Origin of the sequence: Pedobacter sp. MR2016-19 (assembly GCF_014947265.1) — a bacterium.
GTDB lineage: Bacteria > Bacteroidota > Bacteroidia > Sphingobacteriales > Sphingobacteriaceae > Pedobacter.
Window position 1 is genome coordinate 149,432 of sequence record NZ_JADCNK010000005.1, and the last position, 24,642, is coordinate 174,073.

The following is a 24,642-nucleotide window of genomic DNA, read 5'->3' on the forward strand; positions in this document are numbered from 1 at the left end:
ATTATGAACAGAACATTAGGAATTATATTAATCGTTGTAGGCATTGCTATGCTGATCTGGACAGGCTTTACCTATACCAAAAAAGAAAAGCTGGTTGATGCTGGCCCCATTCAAATTTCTGCCGATAAAGAAAAGTCTGTGAATTGGCCTCCTTACGCAGGTGGTATTATTTTAGTGGCGGGTGTAATTGTATTCATCGCATCTGGAAAGCGAAAATAACTCAGCTGTCTTTTTATCTCTTCATTTCTTCCTGTCTCCTATTAAGCAAATGCCTTAAATTTGTAATAAATCTGGTTGGATTAAATTTATTGCAACAATGTAGCGATAAATACATGTTTTATTTTGCAACATAGTTGCAATTGACTATCTTAGTACTGTTGCAACCGGGGATAAGCCGAAACCCCGTAACCACCAGTAGGCATCATATTTAATCACTTATTTTATGAAAAATCAATCAGAAAAAATCACATTGAGCTTAGAAGACCTTCAGTTAGAAAGTTTTGTAACCAGTATTGACAGTGAAGTTGCAATGCGTTTATCGGGTGGTTTAGGTAATGTATCAGAACCTACGCACACTGAACAAACAGATGACCATCATACCCCACCGGTAAGATGCACCACGGTAATCTGCTAGTTAATTAATTCAATTTCAAGGCGCCATTTGGCGCCTTGTTTATTCCTCTACACATAAAAAACCACTCTTTAACAACAGGCGGATTTGTAATACAATTTTTTGACTGATTTGTTCCTTTTCCGTAGCTGGTTTAAAATATTCGTTGGTAATTTCATCAATTAATTGGGATGTTTTCATTTTCCTATTAACCAAAGATTCAACGATGATGGCTGAAAAGGTTCCGAGTTTAATTTCTTCCACACCACTTTCATGGTTATATAAAAGAAGCCTATTACCGTTTTCATCTTCTCCGAAATATTTTACATGATCATTTAGTTTTAAACTTTGCGCAATGAAATCGGAATCTGATTTTTGATTGGCACTTTCTGCATTTTTCTTAAGGTAAATGTTTTGTTGCTGATAACTAAAATAACCTTTATGAAGTTTCCATAGCTTCAATAGTTCTGATTCCAACCGGAATGATTGCATAATTGCTTCATGCGCTCCTTCTATCTGGCTGATCCTGACAAATAATACATCCCTAAACTCATCAATATTCTTTACTTCATACAATGCGCCAATGCTGACAGCTAACAGATCAAGTTTTCCAATAGTTCTTTTGAAGTATGACGAAAAAATCTTCCGTTTAATATCAACCATTGAGAATCGTCCTTCCAGATTAATTATTTTTGCAGGTTTGGGTAAAGCTGGTTTTGCCACTGAATCAGATTGATCTCCAGCTATCAGCTGTAAAAGCACATAACCTACGCCGGCTTTTCCGGAGAAAAGACCATCATCATCTGCTCCACATGATAGGTATTCGCTATAGCTGTTTGTTTTTCGATATTGTTCAATGGCTCCGTCAATCGCATCACAAATATGATCAGCTATCCCCTCCCTGTCTTTATTGCACATCAAAAACGGAATCATTCCGGTATAGCCGCTTACCAAAGTGAAATCTGGACGGGTTTTGTTTTGAAGATCTGATAAACATTTTTCCAATACGTTGTAACACTGCTTCGAATAAATCTCTTTTTGAGTCAGCTCAAGTGCAAAACTCCTTGATAAACCCACTCCCGCCGCGCCATGCGCCCAGGCATTTGCCCCTGCCATATCCGAAATAAAAGTTTCCAGTTGCCAGAGATGTGCGCCTGGTTTTGAAAGTTCATAATTGCCTATCCGCAAATCAAGCCAGTTATTGGCGGGGGCATGATAATATTGCATTTCATAAGTCAATGCTTCTTCCGCCAGATACAACAAACCTGGTTCACCGAAATACATACTCAATTGCATGAGACAATATGCAATACCTGATGCCCCATGAGAAAACCCGGTCATGCTATCGTATGCCTTTTTAGATTGATGATAATCCCATTTCAACCCCATCTCTGATACCCGTGCTTCCTGAATTAACCGGTCTAAGAGCAAATGAATCAATCGTAAAATTTCTTCATTTTGGCTGTGGTGATAAAGTAGAGTAAATACCAGCAAATTACCTGTATAGCCACTTAATAAATCTGCTTTCAGTAATTCCGTACTAAGCTGAGTTTGGTTGGATAATGTTAAAAACAATGCATTCTCCAGGTATTTCTGGATTCCGGTTGCTTCGTAAAGCTTTAAATTTGTATAAATTACTCCACCAAGGCCAGTGTAGAATGCAAAGAATTTGGGTTTGAGAATGGCTTCAGATTTCATCATTCTGCGCATCATTTTATCAATTAACCTGATGTGCGCTTTGCTTTGATCAAAACGATAAAGTTCAAGAAAGAATAAGGCAATGCCGCAATTGCCATTAAAAATATCATAGCTTTCCTGAAAGGCATATTCATCCGGATTGATGTAATAAGGCGTTGGCCACCAGGCTTCATCTGCGGTTTCCCTTTTATTCAAGAGCAAATCGTTCTTTATTTCATGAAGATGATTGGTAAAAATTTCAATCTGAGCGGCTGTAAACATAGATTTTAATTGGAATGATGCATTTGAAAAATATATTCGATGCAGGTTTTGATCACATACATTAGATAGGCTTCTTCCTGATTGGCAATGCCCAGGCGGTTATTAGTCATGTGCATCAGGCTTGAAATGATTTCCTGGAATTTAAATTCATCAAATTCTGCTGTTTGATACTGATCCATAACTTTCTTGCTACACGTCATATACTTTGCTAAATCATCATGAAGATTGTTTTTTGCGGCAAGTTCTTCCCAGAAAGAGGCAGCTGCCAGGCAAACTATTTCTTTTTTGGATAAAAATGCCTGTTCAAATTGATTGAGCCAAAATACCTTTTCATGGTCCCCGGAAAAACCTGAACGATAAAGTTCAGGTAACCAACCGTTTATAAAAAAATCACATAATATGATGATTTTTTCAGGCTTTAATCCAACACAGAATAACAGAACCAGGTGAAGCTTTACCGCCTGTAAAGTAACCTGACTGCTATTTTCTCCAATCAGCAACCAGTTTAAAACATAGGTAGATGAAGCTGCAAAATGCTGTTCTGCCCAGGCGATACTTTCCACATTCCCATAACGGCTAATCTCCGGATCGTACTTAACCGACAGAACTTTTTCCACCCGGAAAGAGGTGCTTTGAAATTGACAAAGATCATTACTTAAAGAACTGGTAATCTGTTCATGGTAAAACGAATTGGCATGAAGTCTCAACCGAATATGACTCCCTCCTTCCCAATAGCGGATAAAGAACCAGGGCGAATCAGCAAAAAAACAAAATTTCCATTTACTGATGAAGGGCGCAATGGCCTGTTTCAAAAGCTCATCAGCATTTCCAGTATAATAAATATGCAGACTGAGCCAGCCATAATTGATTGGTTTGATTACTCTATCCATTATACCACTGCATTAAATATTCTTTAACTCCACCTTCCACAGGTTCCGGAAGTACTTCTTCTATGGTGATGTTATTTCCTGCTCTTGCTAAAAGTCGTTTAAACATAGACACAAACAGCGGCTTATCTAAAGCTAAATATTGTGGTTTATAGTCATCATGCAGGCCTTCTTTTTTGTTGATTTCGCCATCTACAGCTTTGTTTTGATAAGCACGTTTCCTTAGAAACAAAAAGAATTTTATTGGTATTTTCTGCAATTCGAACCAGTTATGTAAGCGAATAAAATACTCAAAATCCGTCTCAGTTGGGTGCTGAACAGGAATTAAGGCAGTTTTTATTCTCCATGTTTTTCTCCTGATGATTACTATTTCTTCAAATGTGATTCTTGGAAGCAGGTAAACGTCGGGCCCTGAATCTGCTAACCTGCCTGAATCATACTGATCTATCAACTGGATAAAAGGTTGTAATGAAATCCTTGCATCAGGATTAAAGTGCGCCAATAACTGGTATAAGTTGGAACGGTTATAAAAAGATTCCAAACTCAAATCATAGCTGTAGAGTTCATGATCATTTAGCCATAGTTTAAGTTTGTTCGTATCCGCATCAAGGCAAACCCTTAAATCACCAACATTAATTTGCTGATCTGCCGGATAGATATTATTTCCAGAGGGAAGCGTAAGCTCGTGACTGAGCAAAGGAGGATGAATATTTGCGTTAAATGTTGAGGCATCATTTAGTTCAGCTTTAATTATTTCTGGGTTTAGTGACTCGTTTTGAGTGATAAAATCTTCCTGTATTTTTGAATCAAACAAAGACAGAAATCTTCCGCTTACCTTTCCCATTCCGGGTAAAAGCGAATTGATTACCCCATAAAGCTGGTCTCGTTTCTCGCACGCATAAAATTGTACAAAAGCGCCTACCGATGAAATTTCTCCAAGATCAGGTTGAACAGGTAAATCTGCAAAAAAATCAGCGGTTAGGTTTAATGTATCATTTAAAGTAGTTTGTTGCTCCAGTTTGGTAAGAACAGCTATTTTCCAAGGCATTGAATCTGTTAATGCCTGATCATTCTGGTTTACCTGCTCCATTTCGGGCTTTTTAATATAGAAATAGTAGTCCCGGTAAAACTCGGTTATTTTTATCTTTTCATGTCCAGGATAGTGTTTAATATAAAAATCGCGCATCTTGATGCGCTCTTTTCGCATCACATCTAGCGGCAGCAGAAATTTGGCAAGTTCGTTCGTTTTAGAAGCAAACTCCGCTATCCCTTTTTCGGGCAAAACTTCAGTTTCAGCCGTAAAACAATCTTCAAAAAAAATATTACGTGCCGAAAAATAGTAAGGAACAAAGTTGTTGGTTAAAAATGACTCTAGTTTTTGAGATTCTTTTTCTACAATAATTTTTTTCTCCTCAGCACTCGTATAGTAAGGTAAGCCTGCTTCTTTTTGTAATGGAAGAAAAGTGCTGTTCACTGCTTTTTCTGCCTGCTGTAAAATCACGTAGCGTTCATCAGTTCCTGCTGCTGCATAGCTTTCACGTTGAATTTGCAATGTTTCGAAAAGGCTGATTAAGGGCTTTATTAAGTTGTTTTTCTCTGGTACAGCTTTAAAAAACGCCAATAGTTTTACGTCCCAGTTTTCATCCATCCCGGAAAAGCCAAAGCCTGGCTCGAACAAACCGGTATTGATCAATTTTATGATATAAGTTTTAATGCTTTCGTGACTGGCATTTCCTACGTGATCTGACAGATATTTTATTAATTCTGCTAAAGTAAATGATTGGTGGTTTTGATGAAAATAATTGACAATCAACAGTTGCAAACCATTTGCAGGCAATTGTTGAAAGGATTCGATGTTATTGAAATTGGTCAGGAATTGTATTTTATCACCTTTTATTTCTGCTGTGATATTAATTTTCAGCAGTAAATATTCATTCAATACCGGATGTTGCCTCAATATGGATCGTAAGTATTCGAAGAGAATATTGTTCAGCTTCAGTTTACTCTGAACTTTAGGATTTTTATTTGGATGGTTTACCGGAGGAGTACTGGTGGTCATCACGCCGGTAAAGGTAAAGCTGCTAAATGGCGAAGTTTTAAAAGCCATCCGGCTGAGATACCGCAATAAACTAAATTCCATTCGCAGCTCTTTTTGCTTAAAATTTTCCGGGTCTTTTGTGACAAAACTTTTCAGTTGGGTGTAAAGCACCGGACTGGATAACATTAAGCCATTTTGCAGCGCAGGGTTTAATGCCATTTCCTGAACAATTTTTTGATGTAATGTTGATTCGTGGTTAAATAGCTTATTATTTACCTCAAAAAAATTATTGATCAGGGTTTCGTTTAACAGGTAAGCTTCAAAAGATTCAGATAATGATATGGCATTCAAGCCTTTGATAAGCGTCGATTGTTCTGCATCTACCCGCTTGTTATTAAATATTTTTCTTTTAAGATTGATTAACTGTTGCCTCAATTGATCTTCGGTTTGTTCACTGATGATCGGAAATAAGGCATCACATAATGTATTTTTTAGTTCTTCCCTCCTTTTGAGATAGTCATGGTGTGTTTCTATCAGCTTTTCGCCTTGATGAAATGTAAGCTGATTGAATACATCGTGGTTAAGATTCGCATATCGAACTAAGGAATAAGGGAAAATTCTGACTGACATAAGATGGTTATAGGTTAATGGAAGATCATTGGCCAAGTTCAAGTTGATTTTTGATGAGGTGGTAATAGTGCCCTTTGATTTGAAGCAACTGCTGATGCGTACCAACTTCTTTAATTTCACCTTGCTGAAGCACTACAATTTGGTCTGCATTTTTTACCGTACTGAGCCTGTGGGCCACGATCAGCACCGTTTTACCCTGAAAAAAAGTATTGAGATTATGTACGATGGAAAGTTCATTCTGTGCATCTAATGAATTAGTGGCCTCATCAAGAAAAATGTAATCCGGATTACGGTAAATCATCCGGGCGATTAACAGGCGCTGTTTCTGGCCTTCACTTAAGCCAAATCCATCTCTACCGACCACGGTTTCATAGCCGAAGGGCATTTTCAGGAAGAAAGTATGCATATTGGCCATTTTAGCTGCCTCATAAAGACGATTAAAATCTTTAACTTCCGCACCTGCAAAAATATTATTGGCAATGGTATCCATGAAAACATATCCATCCTGCATCACTACACCGCAATGTTTTCGCCATGATCTGGCATTAATGGATTCAATTTTTTGCGTACCAATTTCAATAATGCCTGCCGAAGAAGCATAAAATTTAAGTAAAAGCTTAATCAATGTTGTCTTCCCGCTGCCGCTGGTCCCCACAATAGCTGTTACTTTTCCGGCTGGAATTTTCAAACTGACATTTTTTAATACTTGTGCACTGTGTTTACCCCCGTATTGAAACGATACCTTATCCAGCACAATATCTATCGGTCCATCCCCATTCAATTCCTCATCCACGCCAAAATCCTCTTCAGTTTCTTGTTGCACTTCATCTATACGCAATAAGCTGAATGCTGCATTTTGTGAAACCCTTGAAAATTCCACTAACTGGTTTACCGGAGCATTTAACTGTCCACAGATATAAGTAATGGCCAGCATGCCACCCAATGTTACCTGATCATGGATCACCAGCATGGCTGCAGCATAAGTGATCAGCACGTTCTTCACCTCATTAATAAAAGCACCAACACCCTGCATTCGCTGATCAAGTTGTAATGCTTCAAGTTTTAGATCGAAAGATTGATCTTGTAATCCTTCCCATAGCTGTTTTTTTTCTTCTTCACTCCCAGTTAATTTGATTTCCTGCATGGCATAGAAAATTTCCAGGAGCAATTGCTGGTTGGCAGAAAGTACCTTGAACTTCTTCTGATCAATCATTTTTCGCTTCTGTTGAAAAGAGTTAGACCAGATTACACTGATGCCAGCGCCGACAATAAATAGCAGAAAAATCTGCCAGTTGTAATGAAGCAAAACGCCGCCAAGTACAATTAAGGTAATTGCCGATAAAATAAAATTGATGAGTGAGTTGGTCAGAAATTCCTCTATGCGTTGATTATCGTTTACGCGCTGCATATTATCTCCCGCCTGCCGGTTGTCAAAAAATGAAAAGGGCAATTTCATCAGTTTCGCCAGAAAATCTTTCAGCATGGTGATGCTCGTTCGGGCACCAATTCTAAATAACAATCTCCCCCGAACAAAATCCATCAGCATCCGGCCAGAAAAAAGCATCAGCTGCCCTAAACAAATCAGCAATAACAAATTGGTATTTTTCCCTTGAATGCCCTTGTCTACGATCATTTGGGTTAGCAAAGGTATCACGAGTGAAAAACCACTGGCCAGCGCCAAACTCACCGCTATGGGGAACCAACCTTTTCGGTGTAATTTTAGGTAAGGAACCAGGTTCCACAACGAAGTTTTATGCTCCGGCTTGCTATCCATTTCATGAAATGAACGGGTTGTCTCTAATAACAATACCCGACCAATCTGTGCATCATCATTAATATTCCAGCCCGATAAAAATGCAGCCGTATCTAATTTTATTTTACTGTTAAGCGCCGGATCTGCAAGATAGACTGATTCTTCATTTACTTCATAAACCACCACATAATGTTCTTTTTGCCAGTGCACTATGCAAGGCATGGGTAGTCTGTGTAGTTTATTATATTCCAATTCCGCAGCCATGGTTTTTAAGCCAATGTTTTCTGCGGCATCAATTAAATCAAGCATTGTGGTGCCTTGCTTCCCGATTTTGCAAAGCTTTCTTAAATGCTGCATGGAAAAATTCTTACCGTGATAGCCAGCAACCATTTTAAGGCAAACCGGACCACAATCCATGGCATCTGGCTGCTTATAAAACGGGTACTTTCTCCTGCGGATAAAATCTTTAACCATAATATTTTTTAAAAACCGTAAATGCAATGTAGTTGCAAATATGTAAAATATAATGCAACTTTGATGCATTATTAAATTAATCTTTTAATGAAAAAAAACAACTTTGCCATTTGGCAAATGCTGATAAAAAAAGAGTTGCTGGTGATTTACCGGAGCAAGACGATGCTCATCTCCACGGTAATGATCTGGACACTTTTTATTGCGGCTGCCATTTGTACATACTTAGATTATCAATCGGCACACAAACAAAGAATTGAAGCCAACACAATTTTCAGGCAGCAATGGGCGCATCAACAACGCAATCCACATGATGCAGCCCACTTTGGCACCTACCTTTTTAAATCGATCAATCTGTTAAACGTATTTGATACCGGATTAGATGATTATGCCGGGAATACCTACCGTATTGAAGCCCATGTGCAGCACGAACCTGATGCAGCAAATGCGGAAGGAAATGACAGTTCCATGCGTTTCGGAAGGCTCACACTTGCTTTGATTTTGCAATTGCTCATTCCGCTGCTCATCCTTTTCATCACATCAACCAGCATTACCGTAGAAAAAGAACAGGGTACATTAAAAATGCTGCTGGCTCAGGGATTAAGCACTTCAAGGTTAATATGGGTTAAGGTAATTTCAAGTTACCTTTTTATCATAACGGTGGTTCTACCTGTCTTTTTATTGATGATCATGATGCTATTGATTTCTCCAGGATCTGACGTACTGCTCACCAGATTACTTTGGATGATATTAGCATTTCTATTGTATTTTTTATTCATTGCCTTGCTGGGCATATTGATTTCAGCCTGGAGTGGTAATTCTGGAAAGGCACTTTTAACTGCTTTGAGCTGCTGGATATTAATGAGCATCATTTCGCCGAAATTACTCACCGGAATTGCCGATCGCAGCTATCCGCCTATGTCACGCGCAGCTTTTACTGAGCTTGTTGAACAGGGCTACAGAAAGGGGCTTAACGGCCATGATCCTTATGCAGAACGTGGGGAACGTTTCGTTAAAAATATTCTTAAAAATTACCATGCAGACAGTGTTAGTGAGCTTCCATTTAATGTTGAGGGTTTAACTTTTCAATACCATGAGGATTATCGTAATATGGTGTTTAACCATTATCTGGAAAAAGTATCGCGACAGTTTGATAAACAACAAAACTTTTTAACGATAGCAGGAATCTTTAATCCGTTTCTCTCCATCAAGCGGATTTCAATGGCGCTTTCTGGTACCGATTATTATCATCACCAGTATTTTTTTAAACAGGCGCAAACTTACCGCAATCACTTAATTAAAACGCTGAATCTGCAACTCGCCATGCACAGTAAAGATGTAAAGGGTGAGTATACCTTGGGGCCTCAGTATTTTGCCCAGCTTCAAAACTTTGATGATCAGCTTCCACCTATCCATAAGGTGATCCAGTTAAACCAGATTGGACTATATGCTATAGCCGGATGGATTCTGCTACTTGCCGCATTGCTCCAGTTTATTGCTTCACGTTCTTTAGCCCGCCATTATGAACCTGCTTAAAATCGTATTTAAATTTGAACTGCGCATGCTTCTCAGACAGCGATTGGTATTGTGCTTAATTGCGTTCTTCTTTTTAACAGGCCTTTACAGTATCTATGATGGTTACCATTTAACCAAAAAGCAACTTACGGCTATAGATAGTCTGGAACGAAATTACGATCAGAAATTTAATGAGCTGGCTAAAAATTTTACGACAGATACCACCACTTCTGCAGGAAAAACCAGCTATGCACAGGCTGGAATTCCATCTGTGATTGAATACCGGAATCCGCTCAATGCGGTACACAAACCTGCAACACTGTCGTCACTATCTGTAGGTCAAAGAGATATATTACCTTATTATGAAGTAATTACCCGAAAAAGAAATGCAGTAAATGCGCCAAATGCTGAAATTGCCAATCCGGAAATGCTCGCAGCCGGAAATTTCGATCTCGCCTATGTGATCATTTACCTTTTTCCATTATTGGCTATCGCATTATCATATAATACCTGGTCGAAAGAGAAAGAACAACAAACTGATCGCCTGTTGGCTGTTCAGGGAGAGCATCCTAACCGCATCATCGTTTATAAACTTGGCTTTCGTTTTACCGTGGTGGCATTACTGGCTTGGTTGCTGAGTGCAATCGGAATCATAAGTGATTCGCAGCTCAGTTCCTTTAACCTGACTACTTCCTTACTATGGTTTTTTACCGTTACAGTATATCTGGCATTCTGGTTTTCAATCTGTTTAATGCTGATCAAACTCGGCAAAAGTTCTGCTGTGAATGCACTTTACCTACTGGCTGCATGGTGCTTCTTTCTCCTGGTATTACCTGCCCTTACCAATGCCTTCATTCGCCAGGTGTATCCTATTCCATTAAAAACGGATGAAGCCGTTGCTTTACGGGAAAACAGCGAAGCCATTTGGGCAATGCCTAAACAAGCACTTATTGATACGTTTTATGCTAATCATCCAAAATATAATTCCTTAAAAAGCGCTGCGGATACCAGCGAGAATAGCACCGTTCGTTTCAGTGCCTATTATGATCTTCTGGGCAGGAAAATGACTTCGGTGATAATACATTACAATCAGTATCCGCGAAAGCAAAATTTGATTTCAGCTAAATTAAGCTGGATTAATCCGGCTACGAAAACACAATACTTGCTGAACTCAATAGCAGAAAGTGGCCTGACGGATTATTTATCTTATCAAAACCAGGTCAATCACTTTCAAAAAAATTGGGTCGATTTCATGACAGATTATATTATTCATAATAAAAATTTAAGCCTTGCTGACTTACATCATCTTCCCGAATTTAAGATGCAACCAGCTCCTGGAAAGAACACAAATATCTTAACAGACATCCTTAGGTTGCTGATTATCTCCCTCTCTATCCTATTCTTAAGTACAAAAATCAAATTACCATTATAACACAATTACCATCAATTTAATAAAATCACAGAAATGAAGAAAAAACTTTACTTGTTATTAATCACCCTTATTTACATTCCCCGGCTATTTGCACAACAGCAAAGCAAAACGAAATCTACCTTAGATTCTAACAGAACGCAGCAGTTAAGAGAAATTAGTATTGCCGGAAAAAAAGCTGTTAAATTACGAAAAGACACCTTATCTGCAGCCTTGAGAATGCAGATTCCACTACTTCAGATGCCTCAAAACATTATTAGTATTTCTTCTGCATTAATACAGCAGCAAGGAAGTTTTCAATTAAAAGACATGGCCAGGAATGCCAGCGGAATTTATTTCGGATACAACAGTTCGCCTTTTGACAATTCTGCTTCCATTAAAATCAGAGGGTTTAATGCCGCTACCACCATTAACGGAATGCCCAGCCGACTGGTACTTGGTGCAACACTTGATGATGAAACTCTAATTGAAAATCTGGAATTTATTAAAGGTCCGGCCGGATTTATCAGTGCTGTTGGCGAACCCGGCGGAACATTAAACATTTCGACCAAAACACCGAAAGAAAAGCTACTGAATGTGCAGCTTACGGGAGGTAATTACAACCTTTTCAGATCTACAGTTGATGTTGGCAGTAAAGCTTTAGACAAAGGGTTTTCTTACCGTTTCAACGCAGCATATCAGCGGCAAAATTCTTACCTGAACTACATGAAAACGGAGAAATATGTGATTGCTCCTGTAGTTCAGTATAACTTCAGCCCGCGGACTTATGTCATTGCCGAATATAATTACATTCGCGGTGAAGTAAAAAATGGTTCATCAATTAATAAACTTCGCCAGGATAAAGATGTATTGCAGGATCCGATTGGCGTAAATTACAGCGCAGGTATTGGCCTTCCGTTGAGTGTTGCACAAACACATACGGGCAGAATTGTAGCCGTTCACAAATTCAATTCGAACTGGCAGTTAGCTTCCCAATCTAATTATGTGAAGGCTCCTTCTACGCAATGGTATATGGTTTCATCAAATAACAGAACTTCGATCAGTTTTGATGATGCGGGTAAAACCAAGCGTATATCCAGTAATTCTAATTTGTTAGGTGAAACCTATAACACCAATTTATTTCTGAACGGTAAATTTAACACCGGGCAGTTTAAACATACACTTTTGGTTGGTGGCGATTATACTAAAGGAAAAGATTCACTTTCAACCTATTACGGAACCAATCCCATCGCATTCGATCGCAACAATCCGAATTATGATGTCGATCCAAATACGGTAGCTGTAACCAAAAGATCCATCAGGCAGGAAAATAAAATTCATTACACGGCGGCGTACGTTTATGATAACATTGCCTTAGATAAATTTCTACTGACTATTGGAGCGCGATATACGGAATACAGAAATCAGAATATTTTAACGACCACAAAAGGTCCACGAACGCCTGATCAATACAAGCAACATGCCTTTTCACCACGATTAGCCCTAACTTTTACTCCGGATTCTACTTCTTCCATCTACTTTTTGTATGATCAATCATTTGTTCCGCAAACGGGTCAGGTAGTAACTGAAACAACTGCCAGTGCAACGGCAGGACAGCGGACAGTTACCGGAACAAGACCTATAGACCCTCAATTCGGAAATAGCTTCGATCTTGGTTTTAAGAAAAAATGGTTTAATGGCAAGTTGCTAACCACCATAAATGGTTTCCACTCGGCAAAACAAAATGTATCTGCCAGGGATTTTAGAAGTTACACAGCTGCTGCAGGCGCTGTAGCTTATTACCTGCAATTGGGCGAAGTAGTGAGTAACGGGATTGAAGTAGATGTGATTGGAAACATCACCGATCGCCTTTCATTAGTGGCGAATTACACCTATGTAGATGCTAAAATCACCAAAGACAATAACCTTGATCCTACACCTGACAATCCTTCTATTGTAGGACAAAAAATGCCTGATGTGCCACAACAAATTTTTAATACCTGGATTCAGTACAGCATTCCATTAAAGGGATATAATAAAATTTCACTGAGTGCCGGCCAAACCAGCATTGCAAAACTCTCTGCAATTAGTCAGCGGGATGTTTTCTTGCCTAATTACACCAAGTTTGATGCTGGGGTGAGCTTTACAAATCCGAGATATTGGGTTAGGGTAATCGCAGATAACCTGGCGAATAAACGTTATATTTCTTCCGGAGATATTACAACTGATTTCCCATATGCCGGGAATAACTATTTCTTTGTTGAAGGTGAACCCTTTAATATCAGATTTTCTGTTGGCCTCAGGTTTTAACACCTTATTGCCTAAAAAAAAGATCGCCGATACGTTTGCAGCATTTGCTACACGTATCGGCGATTGATATTAAATTTCGTTACTGTAAACCGATCTTATGGCATCCCTAAGGTTATATTTGGAAGCCATTACCTCACCGTAAGCACCTGCACTACGGATGGCAAAAATATCACCTCTGAAAGATTCTGGCTGCTCAACTTCTTTACCAAAACAATCGGTACTTTCGCAAATCGGTCCTACAATATCGTATTTAACCACTTCCGACTTCGGACTTACGACTCCGGACTGACTAAGATTTTCGATTTTATGGTAGGCTTGATATAAAGCCGGGCGCATCAATTCGGTCATCCCTGCATCTAAAACCACGAAATTTTTCTTCTTTCCTTTTTTAATGTAAAGTGCTCTTGTAATTAATGAAGCTGATTGTCCAACTAAAGCCCTACCCAATTCAAAATGTACTTCCTGACCAAGTTTAACAGTCAAAAATTCATTAAAAATCTTAAAATAAGATTCAAAGTCAGGAATCTGGTGATTAGGATTGTAATAATCGATCCCCAAGCCGCCACCAACATTTAAGACTTTAAGGTTAAACCCTTTATCTTCAAACCATGCTGCAAATTCATTTACACGCACGCAAAGGTTTTTGTACACATCCAGATTGGTAATTTGTGAACCAATATGGAAATGAATGCCGATAAATTTAAGGTTTGGCGAAGCTTTTAAGGTATCCGCACACTCTGGCAAATCCCAGGAATTAATTCCGAATTTATTTTCATCTAAACCCGTGGTAATGTTGTGGTGGGTATGGGCATCAACATTAGGATTGATGCGAATAGCCACCTGAGCGGTTTTACCTTTTTTACCGGCAAGTTCATTTAGCACTTCTAATTCCTGGATAGATTCTACATTAAAGCAGAAAATATCAAGATCAAGAGCTTCGTTGATTTCTTTATCCGATTTGCCTACTCCGGCAAAAACGATTTTTTTATGATCGAAACCTACTTCAACAGCTCTTCTCACTTCTCCTGCACTTACACAATCTGCACCGAAACCAATTTCTTTGATCTGGTTTAACAGCACACTATTGAAGTTCGCTTTTAATGCATAATGGATATGGAAATGGTATGGAGCCGCTGCATCTGCACAGATATGCAAGGTTTTTTGCAACAGATCGGTATCATAGTAGTAAAAAGGCGTTTCAATATTGTTAAACTTTGATATATCTTTATCGGCGAACATGTTCAAATTCCTTATTATAATTTTAATTTTATTCTTCGGGTTAGTTTATTTGGGTAACCACCTGGATTTAAAACATGGAAGAATTACCCGGAAACAATACAATGGAAAAATCCGATTTTTTATCGTGTTACTTTTTATTGTACTGTTCCTTTTATTTATCAAAAAATGAAGATAGCAGCTGCCATATTTATCATTCTTATTCTTTCTGCGGGATTGTATAACTCCTACAAAAAATATAAAAACGGATTACTACCATCAAGCTTTTTGGCTTTTCACTTCCTTATCGGATTAATGGTAGTAATTGGCGCCTTTTTTCTCTTATTCGAATAATCTATTGTGTAAGCTTCTTAAAGCCTCAGTTTTATACTCGCTTAAAATTAAAAGCGATACGTTATAATTGCTTCCTCCGTAAGAAATCATACGGATTGGAATGTGTTTTAAACCTTCCAAAACCCTGCTGGCGAAACCATGTTTCTCTGATCCGAAATCGCCAACCACACAAACAATACTGTGGTTGGTATCTACTTCAACTGTTCCGAAACTTTCCAGTTCTTCGATAATCTGTGGTAAATGAGCTGTTTCATCGATGGTTAATGATACGGCTACCTCAGAAGTAGTAATCATATCGATTGGTGTTTTGTAACGCTCAAAAACTTCAAAAACACGGCGTAAGAAACCATAAGCCAATAACATGCGGCTAGATTGAATGCGGATTGCAGTAATGCCATCTTTAGCAGCGATAGATTTAATCTTTCCTTTTTCGCTATCATGCGTAATCAAAGTACCCGCCGCAGAAGGCTCCATCGTATTTAATAAACGAACCGGAATTTTATATTTCTGTGCTGGGAAAACCGATTGAGGATGCAAAATCTTTGCACCAAAATAAGCCAACTCAGCTGCTTCATCAAATGATAACCGGGCAATTGGCCTGGTGCCTTTAACAATACGTGGATCATTGTTATGCATGCCGTCTATATCCGTCCAGATCTGAACTTCTTCGGCCAGAATTGCCGCGCCTAACAATGAGGCCGTGTAGTCACTACCACCACGACGCAGGTTATCTACTTCGCCAAAACTGTTGCGACAGATGTACCCTTGCGTAATAAATAACTTATTGTCTTTATGCTCTTCCAACAAAGGTGTTAAGTGCTTTGTGGTAAATGGAATATCAGGCTCGTTATCTTCATCCGTTTTCATGAAATCCAATGCGGGTAACAATACGGATTCGATTCCAATTGACTTCAAATAGATGTGATATAAAGTGGTAGATAATAGCTCACCTTGTGCCAATACTACTTTTTCCTCAACTGAAGTAAAAATATCATTGGTTAAAACGGCTAAAAAGCTGAAATGGTAATCAATCACTTCATTTCCCATTTCCTGAAAATCAGCAGCGGGCAAAAGTTCAATTACGAAATCCTTATATTTTTGATATAAATTTTCTACGGCGGTACTTCCGTTCTTCTTATCTCCGGCTAAAAAATAATTAGAAATCTCTACTAAACTATTTGTAGTTCCAGAAACGGCTGATAACACTACAATCTGTTCTTCATTTGGATCTATGATATCCAATAACTTCGTCATGCGCTCGGGGCTACCAACAGATGTACCCCCAAATTTTAATATTTTCATCTACTCAAATTATTATTAACTGTGATAAAAACTGCCAAAACTTTACATAATCCCTTTCGGATTGTGAAAAAGTTAAGATGATTTTACTTTAATACCGGAATTTCTTTATTATTGTATCGGGGCGTGAAAATAAGCAAAACAAGCTTAAAAGCAACAACCTCAACAAAATAAAATTTGGATGAGTTGAAATAAATAGGTTTCAACCAAACATCATTCATTTAAATTTGTTCAACACCAGATATTAAATTTAAAAAACAGCTCAATGCAGGCAATTGACCAATCAACGCAAGCCACAATTAATCAGTGGTTAAGTGGGAATTATGATGAAAATACAAAGGCAGAAATTCAGGCTCTTGTAAACAAAGATGCGACTACCGAATTAACAGATGCATTTTATAGAAGTTTAGAGTTTGGAACAGGCGGTTTACGCGGTATAATGGGTGCAGGTTCCAACCGGATAAACAAATACACCATTGGAACCGCTACACAGGGATTGGCCAACTACTTAAACAACAAATATCCGAACGAGAAAATCAAAGTGGCCATTGCGCATGATAGTCGCAACAACTCTGATTATTTCGCCAAAATTACAGCTGACGTTTTTTCAGCAAACGGGATCCATGTATATTTCTTCTCTGCATTAAGACCAACGCCAGAGCTTTCTTTTGCTGTGCGCCATTTTGGTTGTAAAAGTGGAGTTATGTTAACCGCATCGCATAATCCTAAAGAATATAACGGTTATAAAGCTTATGGTGCAGACGGTGGCCAGTTTACTTCTCCTGATGATAAATTGGTAATTGATGAAGTAAACAAGATTAAAAGCATTGATGAAGTAAAATTTGATCGTGTAGATTCAAATATTGAATTAATTGGTGAAGATGTAGATAAACTTTATTTGGATGGTATTGCAGCACTTTCAATTTCTCCGGAAGCCATTAAAAGACAGCACGATTTAAAAATTGTTTACTCACCTATCCATGGAACGGGAATCACATTGGTGCCTAAAGCGCTAGCTCAATTTGGTTTTACCAACGTAACCTTAGTTGAAGAGCAAAGCACACCAGACGGAAATTTCCCAACTGTGGTTTATCCAAATCCAGAGGAAAAAGAAGCATTAACTCTAGCGATGAACAAAGCAAAAGAGATTGATGCTGATTTAGTTTTGGCAACTGATCCAGATGCGGATCGTGTGGGGATTGCCGTAAAAGATAATGATGGCGAATGGGTGCTCCTTAATGGTAACCAAACAGGTAGTCTATTAATTAACTATTTATTATCAGCCTGGCAAGATAGCGGCAAATTAGATGGTAACCAGTTTATCGTGAAAACCATTGTAACCTCTAACCTGATCGAAGAGATTGCCAAAAAGAAAAATGTAACCTATTACAATACCTTAACAGGATTTAAATACATCGGTCAGTTAATGACGGAGCTGGAAGGCAAAAAATACTTTATTGGAGGAGGCGAAGAGAGTTACGGCTATTTAATAGGCGATTTAGTACGCGATAAAGATGCAGTAGTTTCTGCAGCTTTTATCTCTGAAATGACTGCTTATTACAAAGATAAAGGTGCAAGTTTATACAATGCCTTATTGGATATGTATGTAGAATATGGCCTTTATAAAGAAGATCTGGTTTCGTTGACTAAAAAAGGTAAATCAGGTGCTGAAGAAATTAAAGCCATGATGGTTAAATTCAGGGAAAACCCTCCAGCAACATTAGGCGGCTCTAAAGTTTCGGTACTGAAAGACTACGAATTAAGCCAGGAAACTGATTTAGTAACCGGAAAAGTAACCAAATTGGATTATCCAAGTTCGGATGTTTTACAGTTTATTACTGAAGATGGAAGTATTGTTTCGGCTCGTCCGAGTGGTACGGAGCCTAAAATTAAATTCTATTGCAGTGTAAATGCACCTTTAGCCGACAGGAAAGATTTTGATTCGGTTAATGCACAGCTTGGAGAAAAAATTAAAGCGGTAATGGCCGATTTGCAGGCATAATTTTTACCATTTATACCACAGATAAAAAGGATAAACACAGATGAATGCCTTTCATCTGTGTTTTTTATTTAGTACTATCTTCGATAATCTTAGCGTCTTGCTAAAGGCTTTTCAATTTATTCATAATCTTCCCAAGCTTCCGTGGAAAGGATAAGGTGATGAATCGTTGGCTTCTCTAAATCAAGCAATATTGATACGGAATTAAGGATAACCGATCTAAAGAAAGTAACTAATCTGTAGAATTACAGTATGAAAGGATTTAGGACATTTATGATATTAATGCAGTAAACCTCAGGATAATGCTTAGAAAGACAGGTGTCTTGAAACTTTTCATAAATCACAATACTAATTGAATTATTCCGATTAAATGAGTATTGTGATTTATAAATAGATTATTGCCTTCTTTCTGTTCTGGAAGATTAATTTGGACAAAACTGTTGGCATGATTGAGGAACTGCAGCTATTAAATTAGCGTTCTCATCATATATGCACTGGGCTACACTACCAGAACCACAATTTATAAGAGCCGAGTTGTTTGATGAACAAAATCCCATCGACACAAGCTTTCCAGTATCATTCTCAACGCACGAGCCTAAGGCGGGAGAAAAGCTATATCCACCGCCTCCAAATATCATTTTCAGTTCCTTTCTTGATAATTTTACAAAGTCTTTCATATTAGTTAGTTATAAGTTTAATAAATTTATTTAAATATAAAAATACTTTTTTTAATCACAGCACTCTCAAAAAAATAATTTTAAAACCAAGAACCTATAAAGTTATCTAATCACTTTTATCTTCTAATATTTAAAGCTATTATCGCATTAAAACTACGTTTAGCTAATTTGTTAGCATACGCCTAGTATTTTATATTGAAATTTGTCTTCAGTTAAGTAATGTATGTAAGTTTAAAAATAAAGAACGCCGAGGCAAGGCTCGGAGATATTCTCGGAATAAAAAAGAAAAAATAAGAAATCTGTACCTTTCGTATTTTTCCTTTGCTGCAACCAATTTCTTTAATACTTTTGCAGCGCAAGACCATGTTCAAAAAAATCTTAATATATCTTATCATTATATGCACCGTTAGCAACGGTTTCATGCAATTGGTGATTTATTCTGGTTATAAAATGAACAAAGAATACATTACCAGTGTATTCTGTATTAATAAAGAGCATCCTGAATTACATTGCGATGGACAGTGTTTCCTGGCAAAAAAACTGAAAGACCTTGATGGTAAAAACAAACAGGCTCAGGAAAACCTTAAAAGAGTTATAGAGGCTGAACCCAGATTTCAGACTGTTACATTAAACCATCATATTCCTTATTTTATCATCACTTCAGAAAATCTTTACATCGAAAAACCGGTTAAAGATCTTTCCATATCCATATTCCATCCTCCAAAATTGGGTTAATTTTTAATTATAACCAAAATAACATCAAATAGAAAGCACCAGTTTATGCCAATCAGGCGTCAATGCTGGCATGTTTATCTATTAAACACAAATGTTATCACGCTGGTTAGTTTAAACAATTAATTACTACCCAATTTGTAAAGAATGAAATTCAAAATACTAACAGGCATTTTGTTATGCCTTAATATTGCTGCGTACGCACAAACAATCAAAGGAAAAATATACGATGCGCAAACAAAAGAACCTGTTGTTGCCGCGCTGGTTAAGGAAAAAAATAGCGTTAACATTACAAAAACCAACAACGAAGGTTATTTCGAACTAGCTTGCAGCCAAGCTTCACCAGATCTTTTAATTAGCTGCATCAGTTATAAAAATGTAGAAATTAAAGCTTACAACAATCAAAATATAGAATTAACAACCGATTCCAGAACTTTGCAGAGTGTTATGGTTACGGCAAATAGAGAAGCTTCGTTACGTAGCGAAACGCCCATTGCAATAACGAAACTTAGTGCGAAATTAATCGACGAAACGAAAGCTACCACTTTATTCGAGGTGGTAAATAAGACGCCTGGTGTTTTGATGGTCGATTTAGGCAATGAACAACACATGATGTCTATCCGACAGCCAATTACAACCAACCCGTATTATTTATATATGGAAGATGGTGTTCCTATTCGTCCGATGGGTGTTTTTAATCACAATGCCCTGTTACAAATTAATCAATATACGGTTAGTTCTATCGAAGTTGTAAAAGGTCCGGTTTCATCCATCTACGGACCAGAAGCTATTGGTGGTGCAGTTAATTTTATCATGCAAAGACCAACAACAGTTCCTACTGCTAAAGCAGGATTTCAATTTGATAACTGGGGATATAAGCGGTTTCAGTTTGGTACTGGTGCTACAATTGGAAAATTTGGATTCTACATTGGAGGCTTAACCAGTAAACAAACCAATTCATGGATGACCACTTCTGACTATGATAAACAAACAATAAATGCCCGTTTAGAATATAATTTCACTCCTAAAACACGCTTAATTGGTAATTTTATTTACGGCAAATACAACTCCCAAATGAGTGGTAGCGTAGATAGTATTGCTTTTTATAGTAGAAATTACCTGAGCACATCCGATTTCGCTTACCGCAAATCGGACGCGAACAGAACACGGTTAACCCTTGAACATGAATGGAATGAAAATGCTAAATCATTTGTTACCATTTTTAACAGGAACGATAAATTAGGACAAAATCCTTCCTATGGTATCAGATGGAAAACAGGCCAAACTACTGCAACTGGCCAAATTAATGCTAACAATTTCAGCAGCTATGGTGTTATTGCGCAGCACAGTCAACATTTCAATTTCTTAAATTCAAAATTAATTGCCGGAGCCATGTTTGATTATTCTCCAAACGATTATTGGGCTTATCAAACTGATTTAATTGCACAACTTCGTCCTGATGGAAAATCGGTTGAAAAATATAGCCTTAAAGAAGAACGTCCGGATATTGAATTGTCTGATTACAATGCCAAAATCCGCAATGCCGCAAGTTATCTGCAATATGATTTCGAGCTGGTAAAAAAAATAAGATTTTCTACAGGTCTCCGATATGACAGGATGAGTTTTACCTATATAAATAACTTAGATAATAGTTCCGGAGAAAAAGCATATAGTAAGTTAACGCCTAAAATTGGTTTAACTTATCAGATCGATCAGGAGAAAGGACTATATGCCAATTACGCACAAGGTTTTTCGCCAACCGCTTTAACTGCAATTTTTAGAGCAAAGCCTAACACCAGTCCTGCCCAGTTTTATTATAACCTGGAGCCTGCAACTTTCCAGAATTATGAGCTTGGTGGTTGGGCAACATTCGTTAACCATAAAGTTTATGCTGATATTGCTATTTACCAAATGAATGGCACTAATGAATTGCTAAGTATCCGTCAACCAGATAATTCAACCGATTATCAATCGGCAGGAAAAACTTTACATCGTGGAATTGAATTTGGTATTACCGCTAATCCTGATCCGCAATTTTCTTTCCGTTTTGGCGGCACAGTTGCCATACACAAATTCATCAGTTTTCAGGTAAGTGATAATCCTAAAGATGCCCTACAGAATCTGAACAATTACGAAATGCCATCTGCTCCACGCTGGGTATACAATACAGAGTTTAACTATTATCCAAAACAATTGCCAAATCTGCGGATGTCTATAGAGTTGCAACATTTATCTTCTTACTACCAGGATCAGATAAACACAGTTAAATATGATGGTTATACACTACTAAACTACCGGATTGGGTATAAAATTAAAGGTGTGGAAGTATATAGTAATGTAATGAATTTAGGAAATACACTTTATGCTACAAATGTTACCAGAGGAAATAATGCAACAGATACAAGCACCTTTACTCCTGCGGCACCAAGAACATTCGTGTTCGGAATCCAATATAATTTTGCAGGGAAAAAATAGAAGTACCAAAAGATGTCATCAGATCGCATCAGGTTTTCATTTTACCTCTTTCATTTAAAATAAAAAATTTTAAAGATGAATAATAAAACATCAAATTTTAAACAAAGCATCAAGCGTAATATGTACAAATGGCATCGTACTATTGGGCTTATTACAGTTATCCCTGTGATTTTCTGGACATTATCCGGATTGATGCATCCTTTTTTATCCAATTGGTTTAAGCCTCAAATTGCCCATCAGATTTTAGTACCAAAACCCATCAATAAGGGGCAGATTAAACTCACACTTCAGGATGTTTTGCTTAAAAATAATATCCAGGAATTTAAAAACTTCAGGATAGTAAATTTCGATCAGCAAACCTATTATCAGCTTAAAAGTATCAAGGGAGATTTACACTACTTTAATACAACAACCGGAATAGCATTAAGCAATGGAGACGAACGTTATGCTGAATATCTGGCCCGTTATTTTATTGCAGACCGTTCGAGTAAAATTAAATCAATTACTGTTCAAACAGGTTTTAGTCAGCAATATAAATATGTAAACAGATATCTTCCGGTTTGGAAAGTAAGTTTTAACCGAAAAGACGCCATGGATGTTTATGTAGAAACAGCCTCTTCTCAATTGGCTACTTTTAATACTGACGCAAGAAAAACCTTTTTATGGCTGTTTGATAATTTCCATAGCTGGTCATTTTTAGAAGCAATCAGTAATAATACGGTTAAAACCTGTGTTATGGTGGCTTTATTGTCCATTATTACTTTATCTGCTTTAAGTGGTATTTTAATTTATGGTGTGCTCTGGAAAAAATTTAAAAAACCAAAACAGGGAAGCAAAATTGGTTTTTTAAGGCTTTACCACCGTCAGATTGGAATTTGCATTTCTTTATTAACATTAACCTTTGCATTTAGCGGAGCTTACCATGTTATGAATAAGCTTAACTCAAATACCGTTCAGAATGTAATTTACCAGCCAAACATCAATCTTAGTGAACTTAAAATACCCAATAACATTTTAAATTTAGATTTGGACCGGCTGAACAATATTTCCCTTGTAAAGTTTAAAAAACAGGTATATTTTCAATTATTCTACAATAAGACCGAAGATCTGCCGGAAGAAACGATTTATATCAATGCAAAAGATAGTTCGAAACTCAACAACGGTAATCTCGAATATGCTAAATTCTTAGCGAATAAGTTTGAAAACAAATCAGAAGATACAGACGAGCCCGAAATGGAATGTTGTACTTCAAACGTTACTGAAAATGACATTTGCAAAGCGAAACTAATAAAAACCAGCGTACTCTATAAATTCGATGATAGAGAATATGGGTTTGTTTTTAAACGCCTCCCTGTTGTAAAACTGACGTATAACACTCCCAATCACACAAATTTATATATCGACACCAAAACATCCCGTTTAGCTGCAAAAATTGCAGATGCCGATCGTTACGAAGGGTATTCTTTTGCTTTTCTGCACAAATTCCATTACCTGGATTGGGCAGGGAAAAACTTTCGTGATTTCTTTATCTTATTAGCAGCCCTGTTAATTTTAACCGTTAGCTTGCTCGGCTTAATGATTTTTATAAAAAAGTAAAAAACAAAATACAGTAAATTTGAAACATATTAATCAATTATAATACAATGAAAAATATCAGCTATATCACAATCCTTATAAGCGTAGGTTTATTATTCGCATCTTGCAAACAAGAAAGAAAACTTCCATTTTATGGCGAGCGCCATGCAGAAACCGTTAAAGATGCTGCAGGCGTAGAAAAAATTGATACGGTTTACCAAACGATTCCTGCTTGGTCTTTCTTAAACCAGGATAGTGTTGTAACGACCAATAAGTCAACGGATGGCAAAGTTTATGTGGCCGATTTCTTTTTTACTTCCTGCACCACCATTTGTCCTACCATGCACCGTAACTTAATGACGGTTTATAATGACTTTAAAAGCAATCCAGATGTAATGTTTGTATCACACACAATTGATTTTAAATACGACAAACCTCATGTTTTGAAAAAGTATGCTCAAAAATTAGGCGTTGATGGCCCGAAATGGCAATTTCTTTATGGTACAAAAGATAGCGTATACACTTTGGCCGAAAAAAACTACTTAGTGGCAGTTGGCGAAGACAGTACTGCTAAAGATGGTTATATCCACCAGGGTTACCTGGTTTTAATTGATAAAGACAGACGCATCCGCGGTGCTTACGATGGCACCAAAGAAGATCAGGTAGAGCAGTTGAAAAAAGATATTCCCGTTTTGTTGGCCGAATATAAAAAGTAATTATATAAGTCGTCATCTC

The 24,642-nt window shown here is 37.5% G+C and carries 18 protein-coding genes; 11 read left to right on the top strand and 7 right to left on the bottom strand.

Translation table 11 applies throughout. The annotated features are described in order from the left end of the window. The first annotated feature begins 3 nt into the window (after positions 1-3). Both IM793_RS09545 and IM793_RS09550 read left to right on the top strand, forming a co-directional pair. Complete coding sequence (locus tag IM793_RS09545) at positions 4-219, top strand: hypothetical protein (RefSeq protein WP_121284879.1); 216 nt, start codon at positions 4-6, stop codon at positions 217-219. A gap of 223 nt (positions 220-442) precedes the next feature. After that, a complete protein-coding gene (locus IM793_RS09550) occupies positions 443-634 on the top strand; it encodes a pinensin family lanthipeptide (protein ID WP_088302624.1) in 192 nt (63 codons plus the stop codon). A gap of 39 nt (positions 635-673) precedes the next feature. Here the strand turns inward: IM793_RS09550 and IM793_RS09555 are convergent, their stop codons facing one another. The 4 genes from IM793_RS09555 to IM793_RS09570 are packed head-to-tail and all read right to left on the bottom strand — an operon-like array spanning position 674 to position 8,351. Then, positions 674-2,569 (bottom strand): lanthionine synthetase LanC family protein, encoded by a 1,896-nt coding sequence (locus IM793_RS09555; RefSeq protein ID WP_193420773.1) that lies wholly within the window; start codon positions 2,567-2,569, stop codon positions 674-676. Positions 2,570-2,574: 5 nt separating this feature from the next. After that, the gene (locus IM793_RS09560) at positions 2,575-3,459 is read right to left on the bottom strand and encodes a thiopeptide-type bacteriocin biosynthesis protein (protein ID WP_193420775.1); all 885 of its coding nucleotides are present in this window, start codon (positions 3,457-3,459) and stop codon (positions 2,575-2,577) included. Then, entirely contained in the window at positions 3,452-6,124 is a 2,673-nt protein-coding gene (locus IM793_RS09565) for a lantibiotic dehydratase (protein ID WP_193420777.1), read from the bottom strand. The genes IM793_RS09560 and IM793_RS09565 overlap by 8 nt, the downstream gene beginning before the upstream one ends. 25 nt (positions 6,125-6,149) lie before the next feature. Then, positions 6,150-8,351 (bottom strand): peptidase domain-containing ABC transporter, encoded by a 2,202-nt coding sequence (locus IM793_RS09570; RefSeq protein ID WP_193420779.1) that lies wholly within the window; start codon positions 8,349-8,351, stop codon positions 6,150-6,152. A gap of 87 nt (positions 8,352-8,438) precedes the next feature. Here IM793_RS09570 and IM793_RS09575 point away from each other — a divergent pair, with 87 nt between their 5' ends. From IM793_RS09575 to IM793_RS09585, 3 genes are read left to right on the top strand one after another with little or no spacing between them, the layout of a single operon-like run. Then, positions 8,439-9,884, top strand: a complete 1,446-nt coding sequence (locus tag IM793_RS09575) for an ABC transporter permease subunit (RefSeq protein ID WP_193420781.1) — start codon at positions 8,439-8,441, stop codon at positions 9,882-9,884. Continuing rightward, a complete protein-coding gene (locus IM793_RS09580; protein ID WP_193420783.1) occupies positions 9,871-11,295 on the top strand; it encodes an ABC transporter permease in 1,425 nt (474 codons plus the stop codon). The genes IM793_RS09575 and IM793_RS09580 overlap by 14 nt, the downstream gene beginning before the upstream one ends. Before the next feature lie 33 nt (positions 11,296-11,328). Beyond that, entirely contained in the window at positions 11,329-13,581 is a 2,253-nt protein-coding gene (locus tag IM793_RS09585; RefSeq protein ID WP_193420785.1) for a TonB-dependent siderophore receptor, read from the top strand. A 69-nt stretch (positions 13,582-13,650) separates the two neighbouring features. On the opposite strand, the gene lysA is transcribed toward IM793_RS09585, so the two are convergent. Beyond that, a complete protein-coding gene (lysA, locus tag IM793_RS09590; RefSeq protein ID WP_193420787.1) occupies positions 13,651-14,820 on the bottom strand; it encodes a diaminopimelate decarboxylase in 1,170 nt (389 codons plus the stop codon). 165 nt (positions 14,821-14,985) lie between these two features. Between lysA and IM793_RS09595 the strand changes: the two genes are divergently transcribed. Beyond that, entirely contained in the window at positions 14,986-15,150 is a 165-nt protein-coding gene (locus IM793_RS09595) for a hypothetical protein (RefSeq protein WP_193420788.1), read from the top strand. Here the strand turns inward: IM793_RS09595 and IM793_RS09600 are convergent. After that, positions 15,139-16,452 carry an aspartate kinase gene (locus IM793_RS09600; RefSeq protein WP_193420790.1) on the bottom strand — a complete coding sequence of 438 codons (1,314 nt, stop codon included), beginning with the start codon at positions 16,450-16,452 and terminating at the stop codon, positions 15,139-15,141. The two genes, IM793_RS09595 and IM793_RS09600, sit on opposite strands and share 12 nt — an antisense overlap. Positions 16,453-16,714: 262 nt before the next feature. Between IM793_RS09600 and IM793_RS09605 the strand changes: the two genes are divergently transcribed. Then, on the top strand, positions 16,715-18,451 hold the full coding sequence (locus IM793_RS09605; RefSeq protein WP_193420792.1) for a phospho-sugar mutase: 1,737 nt from the start codon (positions 16,715-16,717) through the stop codon (positions 18,449-18,451). 419 nt (positions 18,452-18,870) lie between these two features. Here the strand turns inward: IM793_RS09605 and IM793_RS09610 are convergent, their stop codons facing one another. After that, positions 18,871-19,125, bottom strand: coding sequence for a hypothetical protein (locus tag IM793_RS09610; RefSeq protein ID WP_193420794.1), 255 nt, complete (start codon positions 19,123-19,125; stop codon positions 18,871-18,873). A gap of 450 nt (positions 19,126-19,575) precedes the next feature. Here IM793_RS09610 and IM793_RS09615 point away from each other — a divergent pair, with 450 nt between their 5' ends. The 4 genes from IM793_RS09615 to IM793_RS09630 all read left to right on the top strand — a co-directional run bounded on the left by IM793_RS09615 (position 19,576) and on the right by IM793_RS09630 (position 24,623). After that, a complete protein-coding gene (locus IM793_RS09615) occupies positions 19,576-19,860 on the top strand; it encodes a hypothetical protein (protein WP_193420796.1) in 285 nt (94 codons plus the stop codon). Between the two features lie 144 nt (positions 19,861-20,004). After that, a complete protein-coding gene (locus tag IM793_RS09620) occupies positions 20,005-22,332 on the top strand; it encodes a TonB-dependent receptor (RefSeq protein ID WP_193420798.1) in 2,328 nt (775 codons plus the stop codon). Between the two features lie 75 nt (positions 22,333-22,407). After that, positions 22,408-23,928, top strand: coding sequence for a PepSY domain-containing protein (locus IM793_RS09625; protein WP_193420800.1), 1,521 nt, complete (start codon positions 22,408-22,410; stop codon positions 23,926-23,928). A 47-nt stretch (positions 23,929-23,975) separates the two neighbouring features. After that, positions 23,976-24,623, top strand: coding sequence for an SCO family protein (locus IM793_RS09630; protein ID WP_193420803.1), 648 nt, complete (start codon positions 23,976-23,978; stop codon positions 24,621-24,623). Positions 24,624-24,642: the final 19 nt, after the last annotated feature.